Here is an 18157-nt window from a genome sequence, read left to right as displayed (position 1 = left end):
ATCATGCCCAAACGTACTGACATCAAAAGCATCCTCATCATCGGCGCCGGTCCCATCGTGATCGGCCAGGCCTGCGAATTCGACTATTCCGGCACGCAGGCCTGCAAGGCGCTGAGGGAAGAGGGCTATCGCGTCATCCTGATCAATTCCAACCCGGCCACGATCATGACCGATCCGGGCCTGGCGGATGCCACCTATATCGAGCCGATCACGCCCGAGATCGTCGCCAAGGTGATCGAGAAAGAGCGGCCCGACGCGCTGCTGCCCACCATGGGCGGCCAGACCGCGCTGAATACCGCGATGAAGCTGGACGAGCAGGGCGTGCTCAAGAAGTTCGGCGTCAAGATGATTGGCGCCACCCGCGAGGCCATCGAGATGGCCGAGGATCGCGAGCAGTTCCGTCAGGCGATGAACCGCCTGAAGCTCGACATGCCGCGTTCGGGCACTGCGCATACGCTGGAGGAAGCCCGCGCGCTGCTCGCCACTGTCGGCCTGCCGGCGGTGATCCGGCCGTCGTTCACGCTGGCCGGCACCGGTGGCGGTATTGCCTATACGCGCGAGGAATTCGACGAGATCGTCGCCCGCGGCCTCGATGCCTCGCCCACCACGGAAGTGCTGATCGATGAATCGGTGCTGGGGTGGAAGGAATACGAGATGGAGGTTGTCCGCGACCGCAAGGACAACTGCATCATCATCTGCTCGATTGAGAATATCGATCCGATGGGCGTGCATACCGGCGACAGTGTGACCGTCGCGCCGGCACTGACGCTGACCGACAAGGAATACCAGATCATGCGCGACGCCTCGATGGCGGTGCTGCGCGAGATCGGCGTGGAGACCGGCGGTTCGAATGTGCAGTTCGCGGTCAACCCGGCCGATGGCCGCATGGTGGTGATCGAGATGAACCCGCGCGTGTCGCGCTCGTCGGCGCTGGCGTCCAAGGCGACGGGCTTCCCCATCGCCAAGGTGGCGGCCAAGCTTGCCATCGGCTACACGCTGGACGAACTGATGAACGACATCACCGGCGTGACGCCGGCGTCGTTTGAGCCGACTATCGATTACATCGTCACCAAGATGCCGCGCTTCACCTTCGAGAAGTTCCCCGGCACCGATCGCTTGCTGAACACCTCGATGAAGTCGGTGGGCGAGGCGATGTCGATGGGGCGCAGCTTCCAGGAAAGCCTGCAGAAGGCGCTGCGCTCGATGGAAACCGGCCTCACCGGCCTGAACGAAGTCGTGATCCCCGATGCCGAGGAGTCTGACGGCAAGGAAGCCATCGTCGCGGCGCTCGCGCGGCCGACGCCCGACCGCCTGCTGGTGATCGCGCAGGCCTTCCGCCATGGCCTGAGCGTGCCTGAGGTGCAGGCCGCCTGCAAATACGATCCCTGGTTCCTGGAGCAGATCGCCGAGATCGTGCGCACCGAGCAGCGCATCCGCAAGGAAGGTCTGCCCAAGGATGCCGACAGCCTGTTGAGCCTGAAGCGCATGGGCTTCTCTGATGCCCGGCTGGCCGAACTGGCCGGCCAGAAAGAGGCCGATGTGGCGGCGCAGCGGCGCAAGCTGGGCGTCACGCCGGTCTTCAAGCGGGTGGATACCTGCGCGGCGGAATTCGAGAGCCGCACGCCCTACATGTATTCGACCTACGAATTTGGCGCGCAGGCGGAATGCGAGGCGCAGCCACAGGATCGCACCAAAGTGATGATCCTGGGCGGTGGACCGAACCGCATCGGCCAGGGCATCGAATTCGATTATTGCTGTGTGCACGCCGCCTATGCGCTGAAGGACGCCGGGTTCGAGACCATCATGGTCAACTGCAACCCGGAAACCGTTTCGACTGATTATGACACTTCGGATCGCCTGTATTTCGAGCCGCTGACCGTGGAGGACGTGCTTGAGATCGTGCGCGTCGAACAGTCGACGGGAAAACTGCTGGGCGTGATCGTGCAGTTCGGCGGTCAGACGCCGCTGAAACTCGCCGCCGGCCTGGAGGCTGCGAATGTGCCGATCCTCGGCACCTCGCCGGATGCCATCGACCTGGCCGAGGACCGCGAACGTTTCCAGCAGCTGCTGCAGAAACTCAATCTCAAGCAGCCCGCCAACGGCATAGCGCGCTCCGAAGACGAAGCGCGCGCCGTGGTGGCCAAGATCGGTTATCCGGTGGTGATCCGCCCGTCCTATGTGCTGGGCGGCCGCGCCATGGAAATCGTGCGCAACAGCGCACAGCTCGAACGCTACATGACCGAGGCGGTGAAAGTGTCGGGTTCCTCCCCGGTGCTGATCGACAGCTACCTGTCGGATGCCATCGAGGTGGACGTCGACTGCCTGGCCGATGGCGAGACGCAGTTCGTTGCCGGCGTGATGGAGCATATCGAGGAAGCCGGCATCCATTCCGGCGACAGCGCCTGCACCCTGCCGCCCTACAGCCTGGCCCCGGCGATCATCGACGAGATCAAGCAGCAGACCGAGGCCCTGGCGCGTGCGCTCAACGTCGTTGGCCTGATGAACGTGCAATATGCGGTGAAGGACGGGGTGGTCTACATCCTGGAGGTCAATCCGCGTGCCTCGCGCACCGTGCCTTTCGTAGCCAAGGCCATCGGTCAGCCGCTGGCCAAGATCGCCTCGCGCGTGATGGCGGGTGAGAAACTGGCCAGCTTCAATCTGCATGAAACCAGAAACGACCATATCGCGGTGAAAGAAGCCGTGTTCCCGTTCGCGCGTTTCCCCGGCGTCGACATCATCCTCGGCCCCGAGATGAAGTCGACCGGCGAGGTGATGGGCATCGACCGCGATTTCGGTACCGCCTTTGCGAAAGCCCAGATCGCCGCTGGTACTGTCCTGCCGTTGACCGGCAGCGTGTTCATCTCGGTGCGCGACGGCGACAAGCCAGCTCTGGTGGAAGCTGCCCGCCGCCTGGTCAACATGGGCTTCGAGGTTGTGGCAACGGCGGGTACGGCGCGCTTCTTCGAAGAACACGGCATCACGGTGAAGCGCATCAACAAGGTTATGGAAGGCCGCCCGCATGTGGTGGATTCCATGAAGAACGGTGAAATCCAGCTCGTCTTCAACACATCGGAAGGCGTAGCCTCGATCCGGGATAGTTTCGACCTTCGTCGTACGGCTCTGATGAACAAGATTCCGTACTTCACTACCGTGGCCGGCGCCAAGGCGGCCGTGCGCGCCATCGAGGCGCTGCGGGCAGGAAGCCTTGCGGTAGTGCCATTGCAGGCCTATTTTTGATTTTTTCACGGTCAGACAGGAAGGGGAATTATGCAGAAGATTCCGATGACCGCGACCGGCTACCAGCGTCTGGAGGCCGAGCTGAAGAATCTGAAGACGGTGGAGCGTCCGGCTGTCATCCGCGCCATTTCGGAAGCGCGCGAGCATGGCGATTTGTCGGAGAACGCCGAATACCATGCCGCGAAAGAGCGCCAGGGCTGGATCGAGACGCGCATCCTCGAGCTAGAGGACAAGCTGCGCCGGGCCGAGGTGATCGACGTCTCCAAACTGTCGGGCGACAAGGTGAAATTCGGCGCCACGGTTGTGCTGGCCGATGAAGACAGCGGCGAAGAAAGCTCCTACCAGATCGTCGGTGCCGACGAGGCCGATATCAAGTCTGGCCTGCTCTCGATCACCGCGCCGCTGGCGCGCGCGCTGGTAGGCAAGGCCGAGGGCGATACCGTCGAAGTGACCACGCCGGGTGGCGCCAAGGCCTACGAGATCGTCTCGGTCGAGTACAAGTAGGATACGAGGCAGGACGATGGGAGTCCCGATGGATCGCGCGACTCTCGACCGGCTGTACAACAATCGTGCGGCAGTGCCGACGCACCAGCAGGATATCGACCGCTGGGCGGCCGAAAGCGTTACGGCACGGCAGGCGCTGCCCTGCCGGCTGGACCTGGCCTACGGCGCGCATCCGCGCGAAACGCTGGACCTGTTCACGGCATCCGAACCCGGCAAGCCGCTTATGGTTTTCATCCATGGCGGCTACTGGCAGGCGCTCGATAAATCGTCGTTCAGCTTCATTGCCAACGGTATTGCCGGCCCAGGAGATTCTCCTTTGGCGAATGTGGCGATCCTGAATTATCCGCTGGCGCCCGAGGCCGACATGGATCGTATCGTGGCCTCGATCCGCCGCGCCCTGCTGTGGCTGTGGCGCGAGGCGGCTCCGCTGGATTTCGACCGCAGCCGCATCTTCGTCAGCGGCCATTCCGCTGGCGGGCATCTTACTGCCATGGCGGCGCTGACTGAATGGGAGAAGCTGGATGGTGCGGCCCCGGCCGACCTGGTGAAGGGTGGCCTGAGCATTTCCGGTCTCTACGATCTGATGCCGATCCGCCATTGCTATCTGAACGACCGTCTGGGCATGGATGACGTGGTTGCTCTGCGCAATTCTCCGCTGCCGCTGGTGGCGGGCTGGGCGCGGCCGCTGCCGCCGCTGGTCTGCGCCGTGGGCGGCGCCGAGACGCCGGCTTTCCTTGAACAGCAACACGATTTCGTGACGGCCTACAGGCTGCGTGGCGGCAAGGTGACCGCGATCACAGCGCCGGACCGGCATCATTTCGATATCGTACATGGCATGGCCCAGCCGGGCGCCGATCTGCAGGCCATCATGGCAGGCATGCTGGGCTGAGGAGGAGGGGGAATGAGCGGACAGAAGCGTGTGCTGCTGGTCGACGACGACCGTACCCTGCAATCCCTGCTGGCCGAGCAACTGGAAACCACCCGGGAATTCTCGGCTGTTTGCGTGAACGACGCCGGCAGTGCGCTGGCGCTGGTGCCGGGCGAACACTTCGACCTTATGCTACTCGATGTGGGCCTGCCTGACATGGATGGCCGCGACCTGTGCCGCAAGCTGCGCGAGAAGGGCGTGCGGGCCCCGATCATCATGCTCACCGCCGCCGATGGCGAGGCCGACACGATCATGGGCCTGGAATCCGGGGCCAACGATTATGTCACCAAGCCCTTCAAGCTGGGGGTGCTGCTGGCTCGCATTCGCGCGCAGTTGCGCCAGTTCGAGCAGAGCGAGGATGCCGTGTTCGGCATCGGGCCATATACCTTCCGCCCGGCCAGCAAGCTGCTGCTCGACAACGAGAAGGCGGGCAAGAAGGTGCGGCTGACCGAAAAGGAAACCGCGATCCTGAAATACCTGCTGCGCGCCGGCCTGAAACCGGTGCCGCGCGAAACCCTGCTAGCCGAGGTCTGGGGCTACAATGCCGGCGTTTCCACCCACACGCTGGAGACCCATATTTATCGCCTGCGCCAGAAGATTGAACGTGATCCCGGCGCGGCGCGGCTGCTGATCACCGATCCCGGCGGTTACCGCCTGCAGCCGTGAAGGCAATCACCGCCCGGTGAAGACGGGCGGGCGCTTCTCGGCCATCGCGCGGCGGCCCTCCTGGAAATCCTCTGTGCGGAAACTTGCGGCGGCGCGGTCCCGTGCGGCGCGCTCGTCGAACAGGCCGCCGGCAATCTCATTCAGGCTCTGCTTCATGCCGCGCACGGCCTGCGGCGCCAGTCCGCATAGAATGGCGGCCAAAGCCTCTCCTCTTGCATGCAGATCTTCCGGTGCGACCAACCAATCAACGAAATTGCACCGCAGCATCTCGGCATCGTCGAAGGTTTCCGTGGCGAGGAACAGCCGCTTGGCTGCGTTCAGCCCCAGACGGCTCGCGGCCCGCTTCAGGCCATGCGGATGATACTGGATGCCCAGTTTTGCCGGTGGAATGAAGCACTTGATGCCGCGCGCCCCAAGGCGGAAATCGCAGGCCAGCGCCAGGTCTGTGCCGCCGCCATAGACGCCGCCCTGCAGCAGGCAAAGCGTTGGAAAGGGCATGTTTTCAAGGCGATCCGTCACACGTTCCAGCGGGTTGTCGCGCCAGTCGTGGCCGGCCACCGAGCCGAAATCCACACCCGCGCAGAAACTCTTGCCTTCGGCGCGCAGCAGCAATACGCGGATATCGCTCCGCGCCGCCATGTCGGTTAACGTTGCGTCAAGCGCCTCTAGGTCGCCGATCTCAAGGGCATTGTGCTTTTCTGGCCTGCAGAATGTGATGGTCGCCCGGAAATCTTGGATTTCTGGAATAAAAGCTTGAGACATCGCGCAAACCGCCCTTAATCTTTCCTATGTCGCATTTCCGCACAGACCCCGCCGACCGGCAAGGGTCGGTACATGTAGACGGCACTCCATCCCACGACGCTGACGGGATAAAAAAGGAGGCCACAGTGGGGGTTGATGAGTTTTACGTTCGCTTCTGGGGCGTCCGTGGCAGCATTGCCGTAGGCTCGCCGGAGGTGATGCGCTATGGCGGTAACACGTCGGCGCTGGAGATTCGCTGCGGTTCGCATCTTTTCCTCTTCGATGCGGGCACGGGAATTCGTGCGCTCGGCATTGCCCTGCAGCAGGCGCAGGCACCGGTGGATGCCGATCTTTTCTTCACCCACACTCATTACGACCATGTCTGCGGTCTGCCGCATTTCTGCCCGGCTTTCGATCCGCGCAATACCTTCCGTATCCATGCCGGCCATGTCACCGAGGTCGATGGCATCAAGAGCGTGCTGAAGCAGATGATGTGCTCGCCGCTCTTTCCGGTGCCGCTGGAAATCTTCCAGGCCAACCTCAGTTTCCATGATTTCCGCCAGGGCGAGGTGCTGCATCCCAAGCCGGGTGTCACTATCCGCACCGGCCCCCTCAGCCATCCCGACCTTGCCACCGGCTATCGCGTCGATTATGGCGGCAAGTCGATCTGCTACCTGACCGACACTGAACATCCGGCCGAAGGGCTGGACCAGAATATCCTTGATCTGGTCCATGGCGCCGATATCGTGATCTATGATTCCATGTATACCGACGAGGAATATGCCTGTCGCAAGGGTTGGGGCCATTCCACCTGGCAGGCCGGCGCGAAACTCTGCGATGCCGCCGGCGTGAAGACCTTCGTCGTATTCCATCACGATCCCGAGCATGACGATGCCTTCATGGATCGCGTCGCCGCCGAACTTGAAGTCGCGCGACCCGGTTCGGTCGTGGCCCGCGAGGGCATGATCCTGCGGCCGTGAAGATTCCCCGCCGTGAAGATTTTTCGATGAGCAAATCCTGGCGCCGGCTTCGCATGGGGCTGCAGACCCTGGCGGCTCCGCTGCTTGGACTGAGGCGGCAGGGCTTTTTCATTCCCTATCGCTATGCCGACAGCGTGGCGTCGCACCAGCCGGTTTATGAACCCGTAGCGGACCTGTTCGCGGCCAGTGATCTGACTTTTGGCAATCTGCTGGAGGAGGCCGACAGCCATGCCGAGGCTCTGAGCCGCATCGCGGCGGAGCGCAAGGCGGGTGGCAGCGGCCCGCGCTTTGATCAGAGCTGGTTCCCGACCCTGGATGCCGTGGCCGCCTATACCTTGGTGCGGCGGCTGAAACCCGCGCGCATCATCGAGGTTGGCTCCGGCCATTCCACCCGTTTCCTAGCGCGCGCGGCGGCCGATGCCGGGCTGGAGACGACGATCACCGCCATCGATCCGCAGCCGCGTGCCACACTGGCTGGCCTGCCGATCCGTTTCGTGCCGGCAGTGATGCAGACGGCCGATCCGGCCATCTTCGCCACGTTGCAGCCCGGCGATATCCTGTTCATCGATTCCAGCCATATCCTCATGCCCGGCACCGATGTGGACTGGCTGTTCAGCCGCGTGCTGCCCCTGCTGCCTGCTGGCGTGGTCGTGCATATCCACGACATCTTCCTGCCCGACGATTATCCGCGAAGCTGGGCCTGGCGCGGTTATAACGAGCAGCAGGCGGTGGTGCCGATGCTCATCGGCGGGTTCCGCCCGCTATTTGCCAGCCATTATGTGGCGACTCGCATGATCAACCGCGTGCATGGCAGCATTGTCGGCCGCCTGCCACAGGCGGAAGAGGCGCTGCCGGCCAGCCTGTGGCTGGAAAAGCAGGCTTAGCGGTAAGGGTCGGCCGCGTCACGCAGGCCGTCGCCGAAGAAATTGAAAGCCAGCACCACGATGATGACCGGGATTGCCGGGGTCATCAGCCATGGATATAGCGCCACCACGTTGATGTTCTGTGCCTCGTTGAGCAGAACGCCCCACGAGGTGATCGGCGGCCGCAGGCCCAGACCAAGGAAAGACAGTGCCGTTTCACCCAGGATCATCGACGGGATCGACAGTGTGGCCGAGGCAATCAGGTGGCTCATGAAGCTGGGCAGCAGGTGGCGCCCGATGATGCGTCCGGGCGAGGCGCCCATCAGCCGTGCCGCCGTAGCAAAATCCTCCTCGCGCAACGCCAAGAGCTTCGATCTGACGGCACGCGCCAGACCCGGCCAGTCGAGCAGGCCGAGGATAATGGTGATGCCGAAATAAACCAGGATCGGCGACCACGTGACCGGCAGGGCAGCGGACAGCGCCATCCACAGCGGCAATTCGGGCAGGCTGCGGATCAGCTCGATCAGGCGCTGGATCGAACTGTCGATCCAGCCGCCGTAATAGCCCGAGATACCGCCCAGCACGATACCGATCAGGAAACTGATGGCGATGCCGATCAGGCCGACGGTGAGCGAAATGCGTGTGCCGTAGACGATGCGCGAGAATATGTCGCGCCCAAGCCGATCGGTGCCGAAGAAATAGAACTGCCCACCTTCGGCAGGACAGACGAAATGGAAGCGCATGGGAATCATGCCCCAGAATTCGTAGGCATCGCCCTGGCAGAAGAAACGCAGCGGCTGCACCCGGCTGGTGTCGGGGAAATATTCGCGTTTCAGCGTCTCGGTGTTCATCTTGAAACGCTGGCCATAGACGAACGGGCCGACGAATTCGCCTTCATGGAACAGGTGAATCTCGTGCGGCGGCGCATAGATCGCCCGCGGATTGCGTGTCTGCAGGTTGTAAGGCGCGATGAATTCCGAGAACAGGGTGGAAGCGTAGATCAGCAGCAGGATCACGCCGCTCCACAGCCCCAGCCGGTGGCGGCGGAACTTCCACCACATCATCTGCCATTGCGAGGCGCGATAATAGCGCTCCTGCTCCGGCGTCATGCTTTCGATCGAATAGGGATCGAAAGGTGCGGGATTGACCCAGTGTTCTGGTTTGCGGGATGCCTCGCTCATGACCGGCCTATTTTGCCATGCCGCCGGTGAGGCGAATGCGCGGATCGAGCAGGGCCAGCAGGATATCGGAGATCAGCATGCCAACCACGGTGAGCAGGGCGAGGAACATCAGGAAGGAACCTGCCAGGTATTGATCCAGGGATTGCAGGGCGCCCAACAGCATCGGTCCGGCGGTCGGCAGACTCATCACCACCGAGACGATGACCGAGCCGGACACGACGGAAGGCAGCAGGTTGCCGATATCGGAAATGAACGGGTTCAGCGCCATGCGGATCGGGTATTTTACCAGCAGGCGCAGAGGCGGCAGGCCCTTGGCTCGGGCTGTGGTGACATACTGCTTCTGCAGTTCGTCAAGCAGGTTGGCGCGCAGGCGACGGATCATCGCCGCCGTACCCGAAGTGCCGATCACAACCACCGGCACCACCATATGTGCCATCAGCGAGGCGATCTTTTCCGCATTCCATGGCGTGTCGATCAGTTCTGGATCGACCAGGCCGCCCATCGAAACGCCGAACCAGCGGTTCGAGTAATACAGCAGCACCAGCGCCAGCAGGAAATTCGGCGTGGCCAGACCAATATAGCCAAACAGGGTGAATCCGTAATCACCCCATGAATACTGCCGGGTGGCCGAATAGACGCCGATGGGGAAGGCGACGATGTAGATGAACAGGATGGTGAAGAAATTGATCACCGCTGTCATCACCAGTCGGTCCCCGATCAGTTCACCGACCGGACGATTGTATTCGAATGACCAACCCCAGTCGCCCTGCAGCAGGCCGGAGAAGCCGTTCGGACCGGGCCAGAAACCCATCCAGATTGCGTATTGCTCAAGCAGCGGCCGGTCCAGCGCGTATTGGCTGCGCAGGAATTCGGCGCGTTCCAGTGCGCTGGTCTCGCCCTGGGCGCGCAGTTCGGCGATCTGATTGGTCAGGTAATCGCCAGGCGGCAGTTTAATGATGATGAATATGAACAGGCTGATCACCAGCAGGGTGGGGATCATCAGCAAAAGGCGACGGGCTAGATACAGCAGCATCGATCTGATCTTCGCTTATGGCCGCAGCCAGAAGGTTTCAGTGCGGTACAGGCCGACGAAGGCACCGGGATCCCAGTTGAACACACCCTCCTTGGGGATGTTGACCAGTTTCTTGTTGGCGATGATCGGCTGGAAGACGCCGCTGATCACGCCGATGCTGAAGGTCTGCTCCGCATGGATGGTCAGCATGCGATGCCATATGCGTTCGCGCTGGGCATCGTCGCCCGTAGCCATCCAGGCCTCGTAAAGATCATACAGCTCCCGTGCCGCCGGCATGTCGATCGGTTCGCCGGACTGCCCACGAGTTTCATGCCACTGGCCCCATTTTGGCCATTGCAGGCCGTATTGCGAAGTGGGGGCGAGTTCGTGCGGATTTGTGCCAGGAGTGGGCAGGCCGTTTTCCAGGCCGCTCCAGACCGACATGATAGCTTCGCCCGAGAATATCCGGTTGCGCACCACATCGCGCTGGCTCGGTTTGGCAAACAGCTTGACGCCGATCTTGGCCCAGTTCTCGCCGATCAGCTCCAGCACGTCGGTCTGTTCGGTATCCTCGCCGGCGGTCTCCACCACAATCTCCAGCGGGCGGCCATTGGCCATCAGGCGGATACCGTTGCCGTCGCGCTTGGTCAGACCGATTTTATCCAGCAGCCGGTTCGCCGTTGCCACATCGAGGGTGGCATTGGTCGACTGGTATTCCGGCTTGAACAGCGGGCTGTCGGGCAGAACGGTGTTGTTGGATTCGATGGCCAGACCAAAATATAGCGACTCATTGATGGCCTGGCGGTCGATCGCCAGCGACAGGGCATGCCGGAATCGTGCATCGCGCAGCAGCGCCCGCCAGACCGGATCATTGGCATTCAGGTTCGGATAGAGCGTGAAATGCGAGCCCTTGGCCGTACGCCAGAGCAGGGTCTTGTAGCCCGCCCGTTTCTCGTTCTCCTTCAGGAAGGTGAAGTTGTTGAAGGTGATGTTGCGGAACTGTAGGTCAGCCTCACCGGCTCCGGCCTTGGCCGGGATCAGTTTGGCATCGGCTTGGCTGAACAGGATGCGGTCGATATAAGGCAACTGCCGGCCATTGGCGTCGATGCGGTGGAAATAAGGATTGCGCGTTGCCACGAAGCGGATCGCGGGCGGTCGCGTGGTCATGATCCAGGCATCCAGACCGGGCAGGTCCGGATTGTCGCTCTCCATCATGTTGTCCATGCGGTTATGCAACGCTGCCCAGTTGGGCCGCTTTTCGGCCGTTACCAGTGCCGCCAGCTTCTGCGGATCGGCATATTTGGTATGGAACTGTTTCAGGTAATGCGCCGGACGATAGATATAAAAAGCCGATGTGCCGGCGATGCGCGGCATGAAGCCCGGGTTGCGTTTCGACCAGCTATAACGGATCGTGGTCTCGTCCAGGAATTCCACCTTGGGTTTTTCGCCATCGACCAGCAGGCTGGCCTGCGGGCCGGCCGGGTTCAGTTCCTTGTTGTTGGCGACGTCTTCCCAGTAATAGCGGAAATCCTCCGCAGTGAAGGGGTGGCCATCCGACCAGCGATGGCCCTTGCGCAGGCGGAAGGTGAAGATGCGTTCGTCCTCGATCTCGATTTTCTCGGCCAGATCGGGCACGAAGCGGAATTTCTCATCATACACTGCCAATCGCGTATAGCCGATTACGTTCAGCAGGCGCACGTCGCGCGCCCGGCCGATCAGAGTGCGCAGATCGCCTCCCGGCTGGCCGGCTTCCCGTGGGGATTGGAACTCGACGATCAGTGGCGCGGCCGGAACCCGCTCGCCGACCGGCGGCAGCTTGGCGGCCGCAACATCGGCAGCGAACATCGGCGTTTCCTGCAGGTCCGGTGTCTGGGCGCGGACCGGGTTCAGCGATGCGGCCAGGGCGGCAGCCAGGAAGGCGAGGCGGAAAACGGTCTTCATGCGACGAGGTCCCGGAAATCTGCGGTATCGGCAGCGCGCACAAGGTGGCCGCGTTCAATCTCGATCATGTGTGGCCTGGCCCGGCCGTCGATGGTGAAAGGCTGCGGCCAGTCCTGGGGATTGGAGGCCTTGCCTTCCATCAGCAAGTGGAGGTCGAGCCGACTGGATGGATCCGGCTTGGGCACCGCTGCCAGCAGGGCCTTGGTGTAGGGGTGCACCGGATTGGAGAAAAGCTGCTCGCGCGGCGCGATCTCCACCAGGCGGCCGGCGCACATCACGGCGATGCGGTCGGCAATGTAATCGACCACGGCCAAATTGTGGGAGATGAACAGATAGGTCAGGCCGAGTTCGGATTTCAGGTCTTTCAGCAGATTAAGGATCTGCGCCTGGATCGAGACGTCGAGCGCCGAGACCGGCTCGTCGCAGATCAGCAAGTCGGGTTGCAGAGCCAGAGCACGGGCGATGCCGATACGCTGGCGCTGTCCGCCCGAGAAAGAATGCGGATAGCGGCGCAGGAAACGCGGATCGAGGCCGACCAGCGTCATCAGTTCCTTGACCCGTTCGAAACGTTCGTCCTCGTCGCCGATCTGGTGAATCACCAGAGGTTCGGAGACGATATCGAACACCGTCATGCGTGGGTTGAGCGAGGAGAAGGGGTCCTGGAAAATGAACTGCACCTTGCGCCGGTAGTTGAACAGGGCATCGTCTTCCAGGCTGTGCACATCCACCAGCCTGTCGCCATCGTGAAAGCGGATGTTGCCGCTATCGGGCGTCATCGCCCGCATGATCAGCTTACTGGCCGTGGTTTTGCCGCAGCCGGACTCGCCCACCAGGCCAAGGCATTCGCCGCGCAGCACGTTGAAGCTGGTATCGTCCACGGCCAGAACGTTGCTGATCTTGCCGCCGCCGAACAGGCCGCCTTTGCGCAGGGTGAAGGACTTGCTGACATGTTCGACTTCCAGCAATGGCGTACCGGCGGCGATGTCGGGCTGGTGGCTGCGGCCGCTGCGCAGCAGGGCGCCAATCTCGCCTTTGATCTCGCGGATCGGCATCAATCGTTCGCCGGGCTTCATGTCGAAACGCGGCACGGCTTTCAGCAGGGCCTGCAGGTATGGGTGCCGGGGGGCGCCGAATATGTCGTGCAGGCCGCCGCGCTCCATGACCTTGCCGTGATACATCACCACGATCTCGTCTGCCATGTTGGCCACCACACCCAGATCATGGGTGATCATCAGGATCGCCATGCCGAGTTCGGATTGCAGATCCTTCAACAGCTTCAGGATCTGTGCCTGGATGGTAACGTCCAGCGCCGTGGTCGGTTCGTCGGCGATCAGCAGGGCAGGGCGGCAGACCAGGGCCATGGCGATCATCGCGCGTTGCCGCAGGCCGCCCGACAATTCGAAGGCATAAGTACGCATGGCGCGCTGCGGATCGGGAAAACCGACCAGGCGTAACATCTCGGTGGCCAGTTCGTTGCCTTCGGCGTCACTGACCTTGCGATGCAGGTGCAGGGATTCGGTGATCTGGTTGCCGATGGTATGGAGCGGACTGAGAGACGTCATCGGCTCCTGGAAAATGATCGAGATACGCCCGCCCTGCAGTTGCCGCATCTGCGGCGAACCCTGCGGCAAGGTGGCGATGTCGATGGCTGCCTGTTCCGCATTCTGCGGGTCGCGGTACAGAATCTGGCCGCCGGCGATGCGGGCCAGGCGTGGCAGGATGCCCATGATGGCCTGGCTGACCACCGATTTGCCCGAACCGGACTCGCCTACCAGCGCAACGGTACTGCCTTGCGGAATCTGGAAGCTGATGCCATCCACAGCCTTGACCAGACCTTCGGGCAGGTCGAAATGAACCTGCAGATCCCTGACCTCGAGCACGTTTCCGGTCATGGCATTGGTCATCGCCGCGCATCCTTTGGGGCAATGGCCGGCAGCCGCGCAGCATTCAGGCGCGTTGCTTCGCTCAGGACTACGCCGCGCGCAGTGGCGGCGGCGACGGCCTGCTCGACCAGGATCGGAAATCCGATCAGATCGCTGTCAGCGCGCAAGATTCCGTTTTCCCCTTCGATCGTCAGCTGCAGCCAGCCCTCGCTGCGATCCCGGCGGGTGGAAAAATACCGCAGGGTCACTTTGCGAAGATCCGACCACGGCATGACCAACTGCCGCCCCAAACCCCATCGGTCGGATCGTGCTGCCCCAGACGCGTCGAGCGTGATCTCGATCTGTTGGCGCCATGCGGTGACGGCGCCAAGCCAGGCCAGCAGCAAACTCAATCCGACCAATAGTACAAAAATGACAGATTGAGGCTCGGCAAACAACAGCAGTCCCAGGCAGATGGCGAACCCGATGCCGGCCCGCAGGTAGTCCGGCCAGAGCCGGGAGAGGGGGTAATACAGCCGGGTCATGACGTCCGCGTTACAGCGGGCGGGATTTCTGCCGGGCGGCCGATGGCCAGGGCCGCCGTGGTATCCAGCCACCGGCCGGCCGGATGGGCCGCGATGGCGGCAATGAACTCTGCCACAAAGCTCCACAGGACGGTATCGTGGCGCAGGTGGTGGGTCAGGAAGCCCACAGGTTGCAACAGGACTATGCCCCCGCGCATGGCGCGCAGCAGGCCAGTAGCCGCCTGGAGGCAGGCCGCCGTGGCCGCCGGGTTGTCATTGCCGTGCCAGTCGATGGGGTCGAGCTGGGTATTCAGCCAGGCAAGGCCTGGCGCGGCCCAGTAAGTTTGACGTGGTTTGAAGGCCGAGACCGCTTGGAAGCCCAGTTCAGCCAGGCCGGGCAGCATATCGGGCGCCATGCGGTTCCAGGGTGGCACAAAGACCGGCTGGCGGGCCGGGGCGGCAAACTTTGCAGCCAGGATTTCCTGTCCCTGCCGGATATCGGTCAGTCGTGCCCGCAGCGGCCGGCTGGCCGGAAATTCGGATTTCTTCTCACCGGCCGATGCATGATTATGGTGGATATAGCCATGCTGCAATGCAGCAACGCCAGATAGACCGACCAGGCGCTCGGTCAGGCCGGCCTCGGCCTGGGCCGGGATAACGGCCAGAGCCAGGGGTGCGCCCGTGATGGTTTGCAACTCCAGCAGCCGGTCGAGGGCTGAATTTGGTTTTGTCGCATCGTCGTCACGCCACCAGAAATGGGCCTGCCTGTTTTCCGCGGCCCACAGATCGAGTTCCGCCGTCAGTTCGGCCCAGGCTGCGGGATGGTTCGTCACGTTCGCCGGCCTACGAAGCCGTGCACCAGCCGGACGGTTTCATCGGCGCCATCCAGGCGGATGCCGGGGCCTGTCGGGCGGGGGGCGGTGAGGGCCAGGCCGATGGCCTGTGCCAGTCTGACAGGATCGAGGTCGCTTTCGCGCAACACCTGCAACAGGCCGCGCTCTGCCAGCAGGTTGGCGCGCAAAGCCTGCTCGGTTTCCTCGCCGCCCGCAAAGGGCACCACCACAGAGCGCGCGCCGCTGGCCAGGGTTTCCATCACCGTATTGTAGCCAGCCTTGCTGATCGATAGCAGGCAATGGCGCAACATGCCGGAGAAATCGGGTCGCACGGTTTCGATGATGACGCCATCACCCGCCATGCGGCGCAGATCGTCCACCGCTTCGGGTTTTTCATGCGAGCTGACCAGTATCCGCCAGGGCTTGTCAAATGCCTTGGAGAGCGGACGTGCGGCCAGCGCAGCATGGAATAAGGGCATGCCCACTGCGCCGCCACCGGCAGAGACCAGGACTTCGCCCTTGCCGGCATTGGTCTGCGGTATGGTATGGCGTTCGACGATATAACCGGTGTAATGCAGCCGGTCGGCGATGCGCTCGGCCAGCGGGAAGGTCTTCTCAAACGGCACGAAGGCCGGATCGCCATGGATCAGTGCGGCGTCGTAATAATCCTGCAACCATGCGATACTGTCGAGGTCGCGTTCGGGCTTGGTGCGGTCGACCAGGATGTCGCGCACTGAACAGAACACGGCGGGCCGCTTCGGCAGGGCCTTGGCGTGGGCCAGAAGCGGCAGCAATTCGAACCGCATCGGCCGGCGACCGAAGGGGAAGAGTTCGGTCAGCAGCGCATCGGGAGCGAAGCGGTCGAAGATACCCTGCAGTTTCTGGATGCGCATGGCGCGCCATTCGTCAGTGATCGGCGTACCGGATTCATCCAGCAGGATACGGAAACTGGCATCTTGGGCGCGTGCCGGCGGCAGTTGTTCAAACCGCACGCCCTCCAAGCCATGAAGGGTCGGATCGGGCATGCCGCCAGAGACCAGCAGGGTATCCCAACCATGGCGTGCGAAGGCCCGCGCAATTGCCGCCACGCGATGCAGGTGCCCGACCCCCAGCAGATGCTGCACATAGATCATCACGCGCGACGCGGTCATGTCTTCGGCTCCAGCGGAATATTGGCCGCCAGCAATTCGGGCCGACCGGCACCAGTGATACGAAATTCCTGCAGGCAGCGCCAATCCAGTTTCACCGGCGGCTTGCCCAGCATCGGCCAGTCGAAGGCCAGCGCGAGTATGGCCCGGATGACGCCTTTATGGGTCACCGCGCCGGCATCCTGCCCGGTGGCGGCCAGGTTTTTCAGCCAGGGCAGCAGGCGGGCCTGAATCTGGCGTGGGCTTTCGCCGCCGGGCGGCTGCAGATCGAGGCCGCGGTCTTCATTCGCCGCAAAAGCCGGGCCGTGCATGGCCTGCAATTCCGCAATGGTGTGGCCTTCATAATCACCCCAGTCCATCTCGATCAGGGCCGGTTCGATAACGGGCCGTAGCCCCAGCGCTGATGCCGTCTGGCGGGCGCGTTGCAGCGGGCTGCAATACCAGACGCGTGTGCCGTAAGTCTGCGGCAGACTGCGGTCGGCGAATTGTTCCAGGCCTGCGGCAGATAGCGGGATATCCCTGCGGCCCTGCAGCCGGCCAGCTGCGTTCCATTCGGTCGCGCCATGGCGCAGCAGGGCAAAGCGAATCATGCCGGCAACCCCAGCCCGGCAAAAATACCCTGCAGCCGCCGCTGCGCCGCCGCCATCGAAAGATGCGTCCCGACATGCTGGATCGCAGATTCGGCCATGCTATGGCGTCGGGCGGCATCGCCCAGCAGGCTGCTCAACGCAGCAGCCAGGGTTGCGGGTTTATCGTCGGCCGTCAGCCAGCCGGTTTCGCCATGGCGCACAATGTCGGGCACACCGCGTGTATCGACCGACAATACCGGCAGACCGGCGGCCTGCGCTTCGAGCAGGGCCATGCCATAGGCCTCGTTGATGGCAGGCCAGACATACAGATCGCAAGCCGCATAAAGCCCAGGCAATTCGCCACCTTCCAGCTGGCCGGCAAAATGAACGCGATCAGCGGCGAAGGAAAAGGCCTGTTCGACCGCGGCGCGTTCCGGCCCGTCGCCTACCAGCAGGAGATGCCAGTCCGTATCGATCGTCAGGGCCAGCATCTCGGCCAGACGCAGGAACGAGGCCATCTTGTCCCCGGCCCGCATCATGCCGACGGCGAGCAGCCATGGTCGCTCTGGTGCCAGCCCGTAGCGTTGCGCAGTCGTGGCGCGATGCCTTTCACGCTCAGTCGCGGCGGCAGCGAAGGGCCGGGGGTCGAGGAAAGGCGGAAAGGCGTGCACTTTCTCGGCGCCGGCAAAGGCGGAAAGACAAACCCCGTCCAGAGCGGTGATTGGCAGCAGGGCATCGGCGGCATGGATGGCGCGGGCGGCCTGGGCATAACCGGCTGCCCAGGGGCCGTGCTCGCGTTTCGGCGCCACTGAAGGTTCGGCGATCACATAGGGCAGGCGAAAGCGCTGCTTCAGCGCCGGCCCCAGGTAATCGGCGGCCTTGTGATAGACATGATAGGTGAACAGCAGGTCAGGTCGCGTTGCCGGATCGGTCTGCCATGCCATACCCAGGCGTTCAACCTCGCGTGCGGCAGCCATGGCCGTATCGGTTTCCCGTGCCGCATCGCCGTCGCGGTTATAGCTGCGCAGGGTCGACAGGATGTCCACCTGATGGCCAAGATTGCGCAACAGCTGAATGAACAGTCGCGCCATGCGGCGGTCGCCAGACGGCGCCACATGGTCCGGCGGCTTGAGGGGGGCGTAAAATCCGATCCGCATCGGGCCGCCTC

16 protein-coding genes are annotated in these 18157 nt (G+C 62.8%); 6 read left to right on the top strand and 10 right to left on the bottom strand.

Annotation, left to right across the window (positions count from 1 at the left end):
* Nucleotides 1-3 precede the first annotated feature (3 nt).
* Genes carB through ACK4FJ_RS01925 form a run of 4 tightly spaced genes read left to right on the top strand, consistent with a single transcriptional unit; the run spans nt 4 to nt 5335 of the window.
* The gene (gene carB, locus ACK4FJ_RS01940; protein ID WP_409763206.1) at nt 4-3237 is read left to right on the top strand and encodes a carbamoyl-phosphate synthase large subunit; all 3234 of its coding nucleotides are present in this window, start codon (nt 4-6) and stop codon (nt 3235-3237) included.
* Between the two features lie 30 nt (nt 3238-3267).
* On the top strand, nt 3268-3741 hold the full coding sequence (gene greA / locus ACK4FJ_RS01935; protein WP_409763203.1) for a transcription elongation factor GreA: 474 nt from the start codon (nt 3268-3270) through the stop codon (nt 3739-3741).
* A 28-nt stretch (nt 3742-3769) separates the two neighbouring features.
* The gene (locus ACK4FJ_RS01930; protein ID WP_409763200.1) at nt 3770-4630 is read left to right on the top strand and encodes an alpha/beta hydrolase; all 861 of its coding nucleotides are present in this window, start codon (nt 3770-3772) and stop codon (nt 4628-4630) included.
* 12 nt (nt 4631-4642) lie between these two features.
* The gene (locus ACK4FJ_RS01925; RefSeq protein WP_409763197.1) at nt 4643-5335 is read left to right on the top strand and encodes a response regulator transcription factor; all 693 of its coding nucleotides are present in this window, start codon (nt 4643-4645) and stop codon (nt 5333-5335) included.
* A 6-nt stretch (nt 5336-5341) separates the two neighbouring features.
* Here the strand turns inward: ACK4FJ_RS01925 and ACK4FJ_RS01920 are convergent, their stop codons facing one another.
* A complete protein-coding gene (locus ACK4FJ_RS01920; protein ID WP_409763194.1) occupies nt 5342-6097 on the bottom strand; it encodes an enoyl-CoA hydratase/isomerase family protein in 756 nt (251 codons plus the stop codon).
* 125 nt (nt 6098-6222) lie between these two features.
* Here ACK4FJ_RS01920 and ACK4FJ_RS01915 point away from each other — a divergent pair, with 125 nt between their 5' ends.
* Both ACK4FJ_RS01915 and ACK4FJ_RS01910 read left to right on the top strand, forming a co-directional pair.
* A complete protein-coding gene (locus ACK4FJ_RS01915; protein WP_409763191.1) occupies nt 6223-7056 on the top strand; it encodes an MBL fold metallo-hydrolase in 834 nt (277 codons plus the stop codon).
* 26 nt (nt 7057-7082) lie between these two features.
* Nucleotides 7083-7940, top strand: coding sequence for a class I SAM-dependent methyltransferase (locus ACK4FJ_RS01910; RefSeq protein WP_409763188.1), 858 nt, complete (start codon nt 7083-7085; stop codon nt 7938-7940).
* Here ACK4FJ_RS01910 and ACK4FJ_RS01905 read toward each other — a convergent pair.
* The 9 genes from ACK4FJ_RS01905 to ACK4FJ_RS01865 are packed head-to-tail and all read right to left on the bottom strand — an operon-like array spanning nt 7937 to nt 18146.
* On the bottom strand, nt 7937-9100 hold the full coding sequence (locus ACK4FJ_RS01905; RefSeq protein WP_409763185.1) for an ABC transporter permease: 1164 nt from the start codon (nt 9098-9100) through the stop codon (nt 7937-7939). The two genes, ACK4FJ_RS01910 and ACK4FJ_RS01905, sit on opposite strands and share 4 nt — an antisense overlap.
* Before the next feature lie 7 nt (nt 9101-9107).
* Nucleotides 9108-10133 carry an ABC transporter permease gene (locus ACK4FJ_RS01900; RefSeq protein ID WP_409763182.1) on the bottom strand — a complete coding sequence of 342 codons (1026 nt, stop codon included), beginning with the start codon at nt 10131-10133 and terminating at the stop codon, nt 9108-9110.
* Between the two features lie 15 nt (nt 10134-10148).
* Nucleotides 10149-12053 (bottom strand): ABC transporter substrate-binding protein, encoded by a 1905-nt coding sequence (locus ACK4FJ_RS01895; RefSeq protein WP_409763179.1) that lies wholly within the window; start codon nt 12051-12053, stop codon nt 10149-10151.
* Nucleotides 12050-13957, bottom strand: a complete 1908-nt coding sequence (locus ACK4FJ_RS01890) for a dipeptide ABC transporter ATP-binding protein (protein ID WP_409763176.1) — start codon at nt 13955-13957, stop codon at nt 12050-12052. Before ACK4FJ_RS01890 ends, ACK4FJ_RS01895 begins: the two co-directional genes overlap by 4 nt.
* Nucleotides 13954-14460: a hypothetical protein gene (locus ACK4FJ_RS01885; protein WP_409763173.1), complete on the bottom strand. Its 507-nt coding sequence runs from the start codon at nt 14458-14460 to the stop codon at nt 13954-13956. The genes ACK4FJ_RS01890 and ACK4FJ_RS01885 overlap by 4 nt, the downstream gene beginning before the upstream one ends.
* Complete coding sequence (locus tag ACK4FJ_RS01880; RefSeq protein WP_409763170.1) at nt 14457-15272, bottom strand: polysaccharide deacetylase family protein; 816 nt, start codon at nt 15270-15272, stop codon at nt 14457-14459. The genes ACK4FJ_RS01885 and ACK4FJ_RS01880 overlap by 4 nt, the downstream gene beginning before the upstream one ends.
* Nucleotides 15269-16423 (bottom strand): glycosyltransferase family protein, encoded by a 1155-nt coding sequence (locus ACK4FJ_RS01875; protein ID WP_409763167.1) that lies wholly within the window; start codon nt 16421-16423, stop codon nt 15269-15271. Before ACK4FJ_RS01875 ends, ACK4FJ_RS01880 begins: the two co-directional genes overlap by 4 nt.
* Complete coding sequence (locus ACK4FJ_RS01870; RefSeq protein WP_409763164.1) at nt 16420-17010, bottom strand: histidine phosphatase family protein; 591 nt, start codon at nt 17008-17010, stop codon at nt 16420-16422. The genes ACK4FJ_RS01875 and ACK4FJ_RS01870 overlap by 4 nt, the downstream gene beginning before the upstream one ends.
* Nucleotides 17007-18146, bottom strand: a complete 1140-nt coding sequence (locus ACK4FJ_RS01865; protein WP_409763162.1) for a glycosyltransferase family 4 protein — start codon at nt 18144-18146, stop codon at nt 17007-17009. The genes ACK4FJ_RS01870 and ACK4FJ_RS01865 overlap by 4 nt, the downstream gene beginning before the upstream one ends.
* Nucleotides 18147-18157 lie beyond the last annotated feature (11 nt).

The organism is Ferrovibrio sp. (genome assembly GCF_046297595.1).
In the GTDB taxonomy this organism is placed as follows: domain Bacteria; phylum Pseudomonadota; class Alphaproteobacteria; order Ferrovibrionales; family Ferrovibrionaceae; genus Ferrovibrio.
Note: the sequence above shows the minus strand (reverse complement) of the source record. Positions and strands in the feature narration are given on the sequence as shown.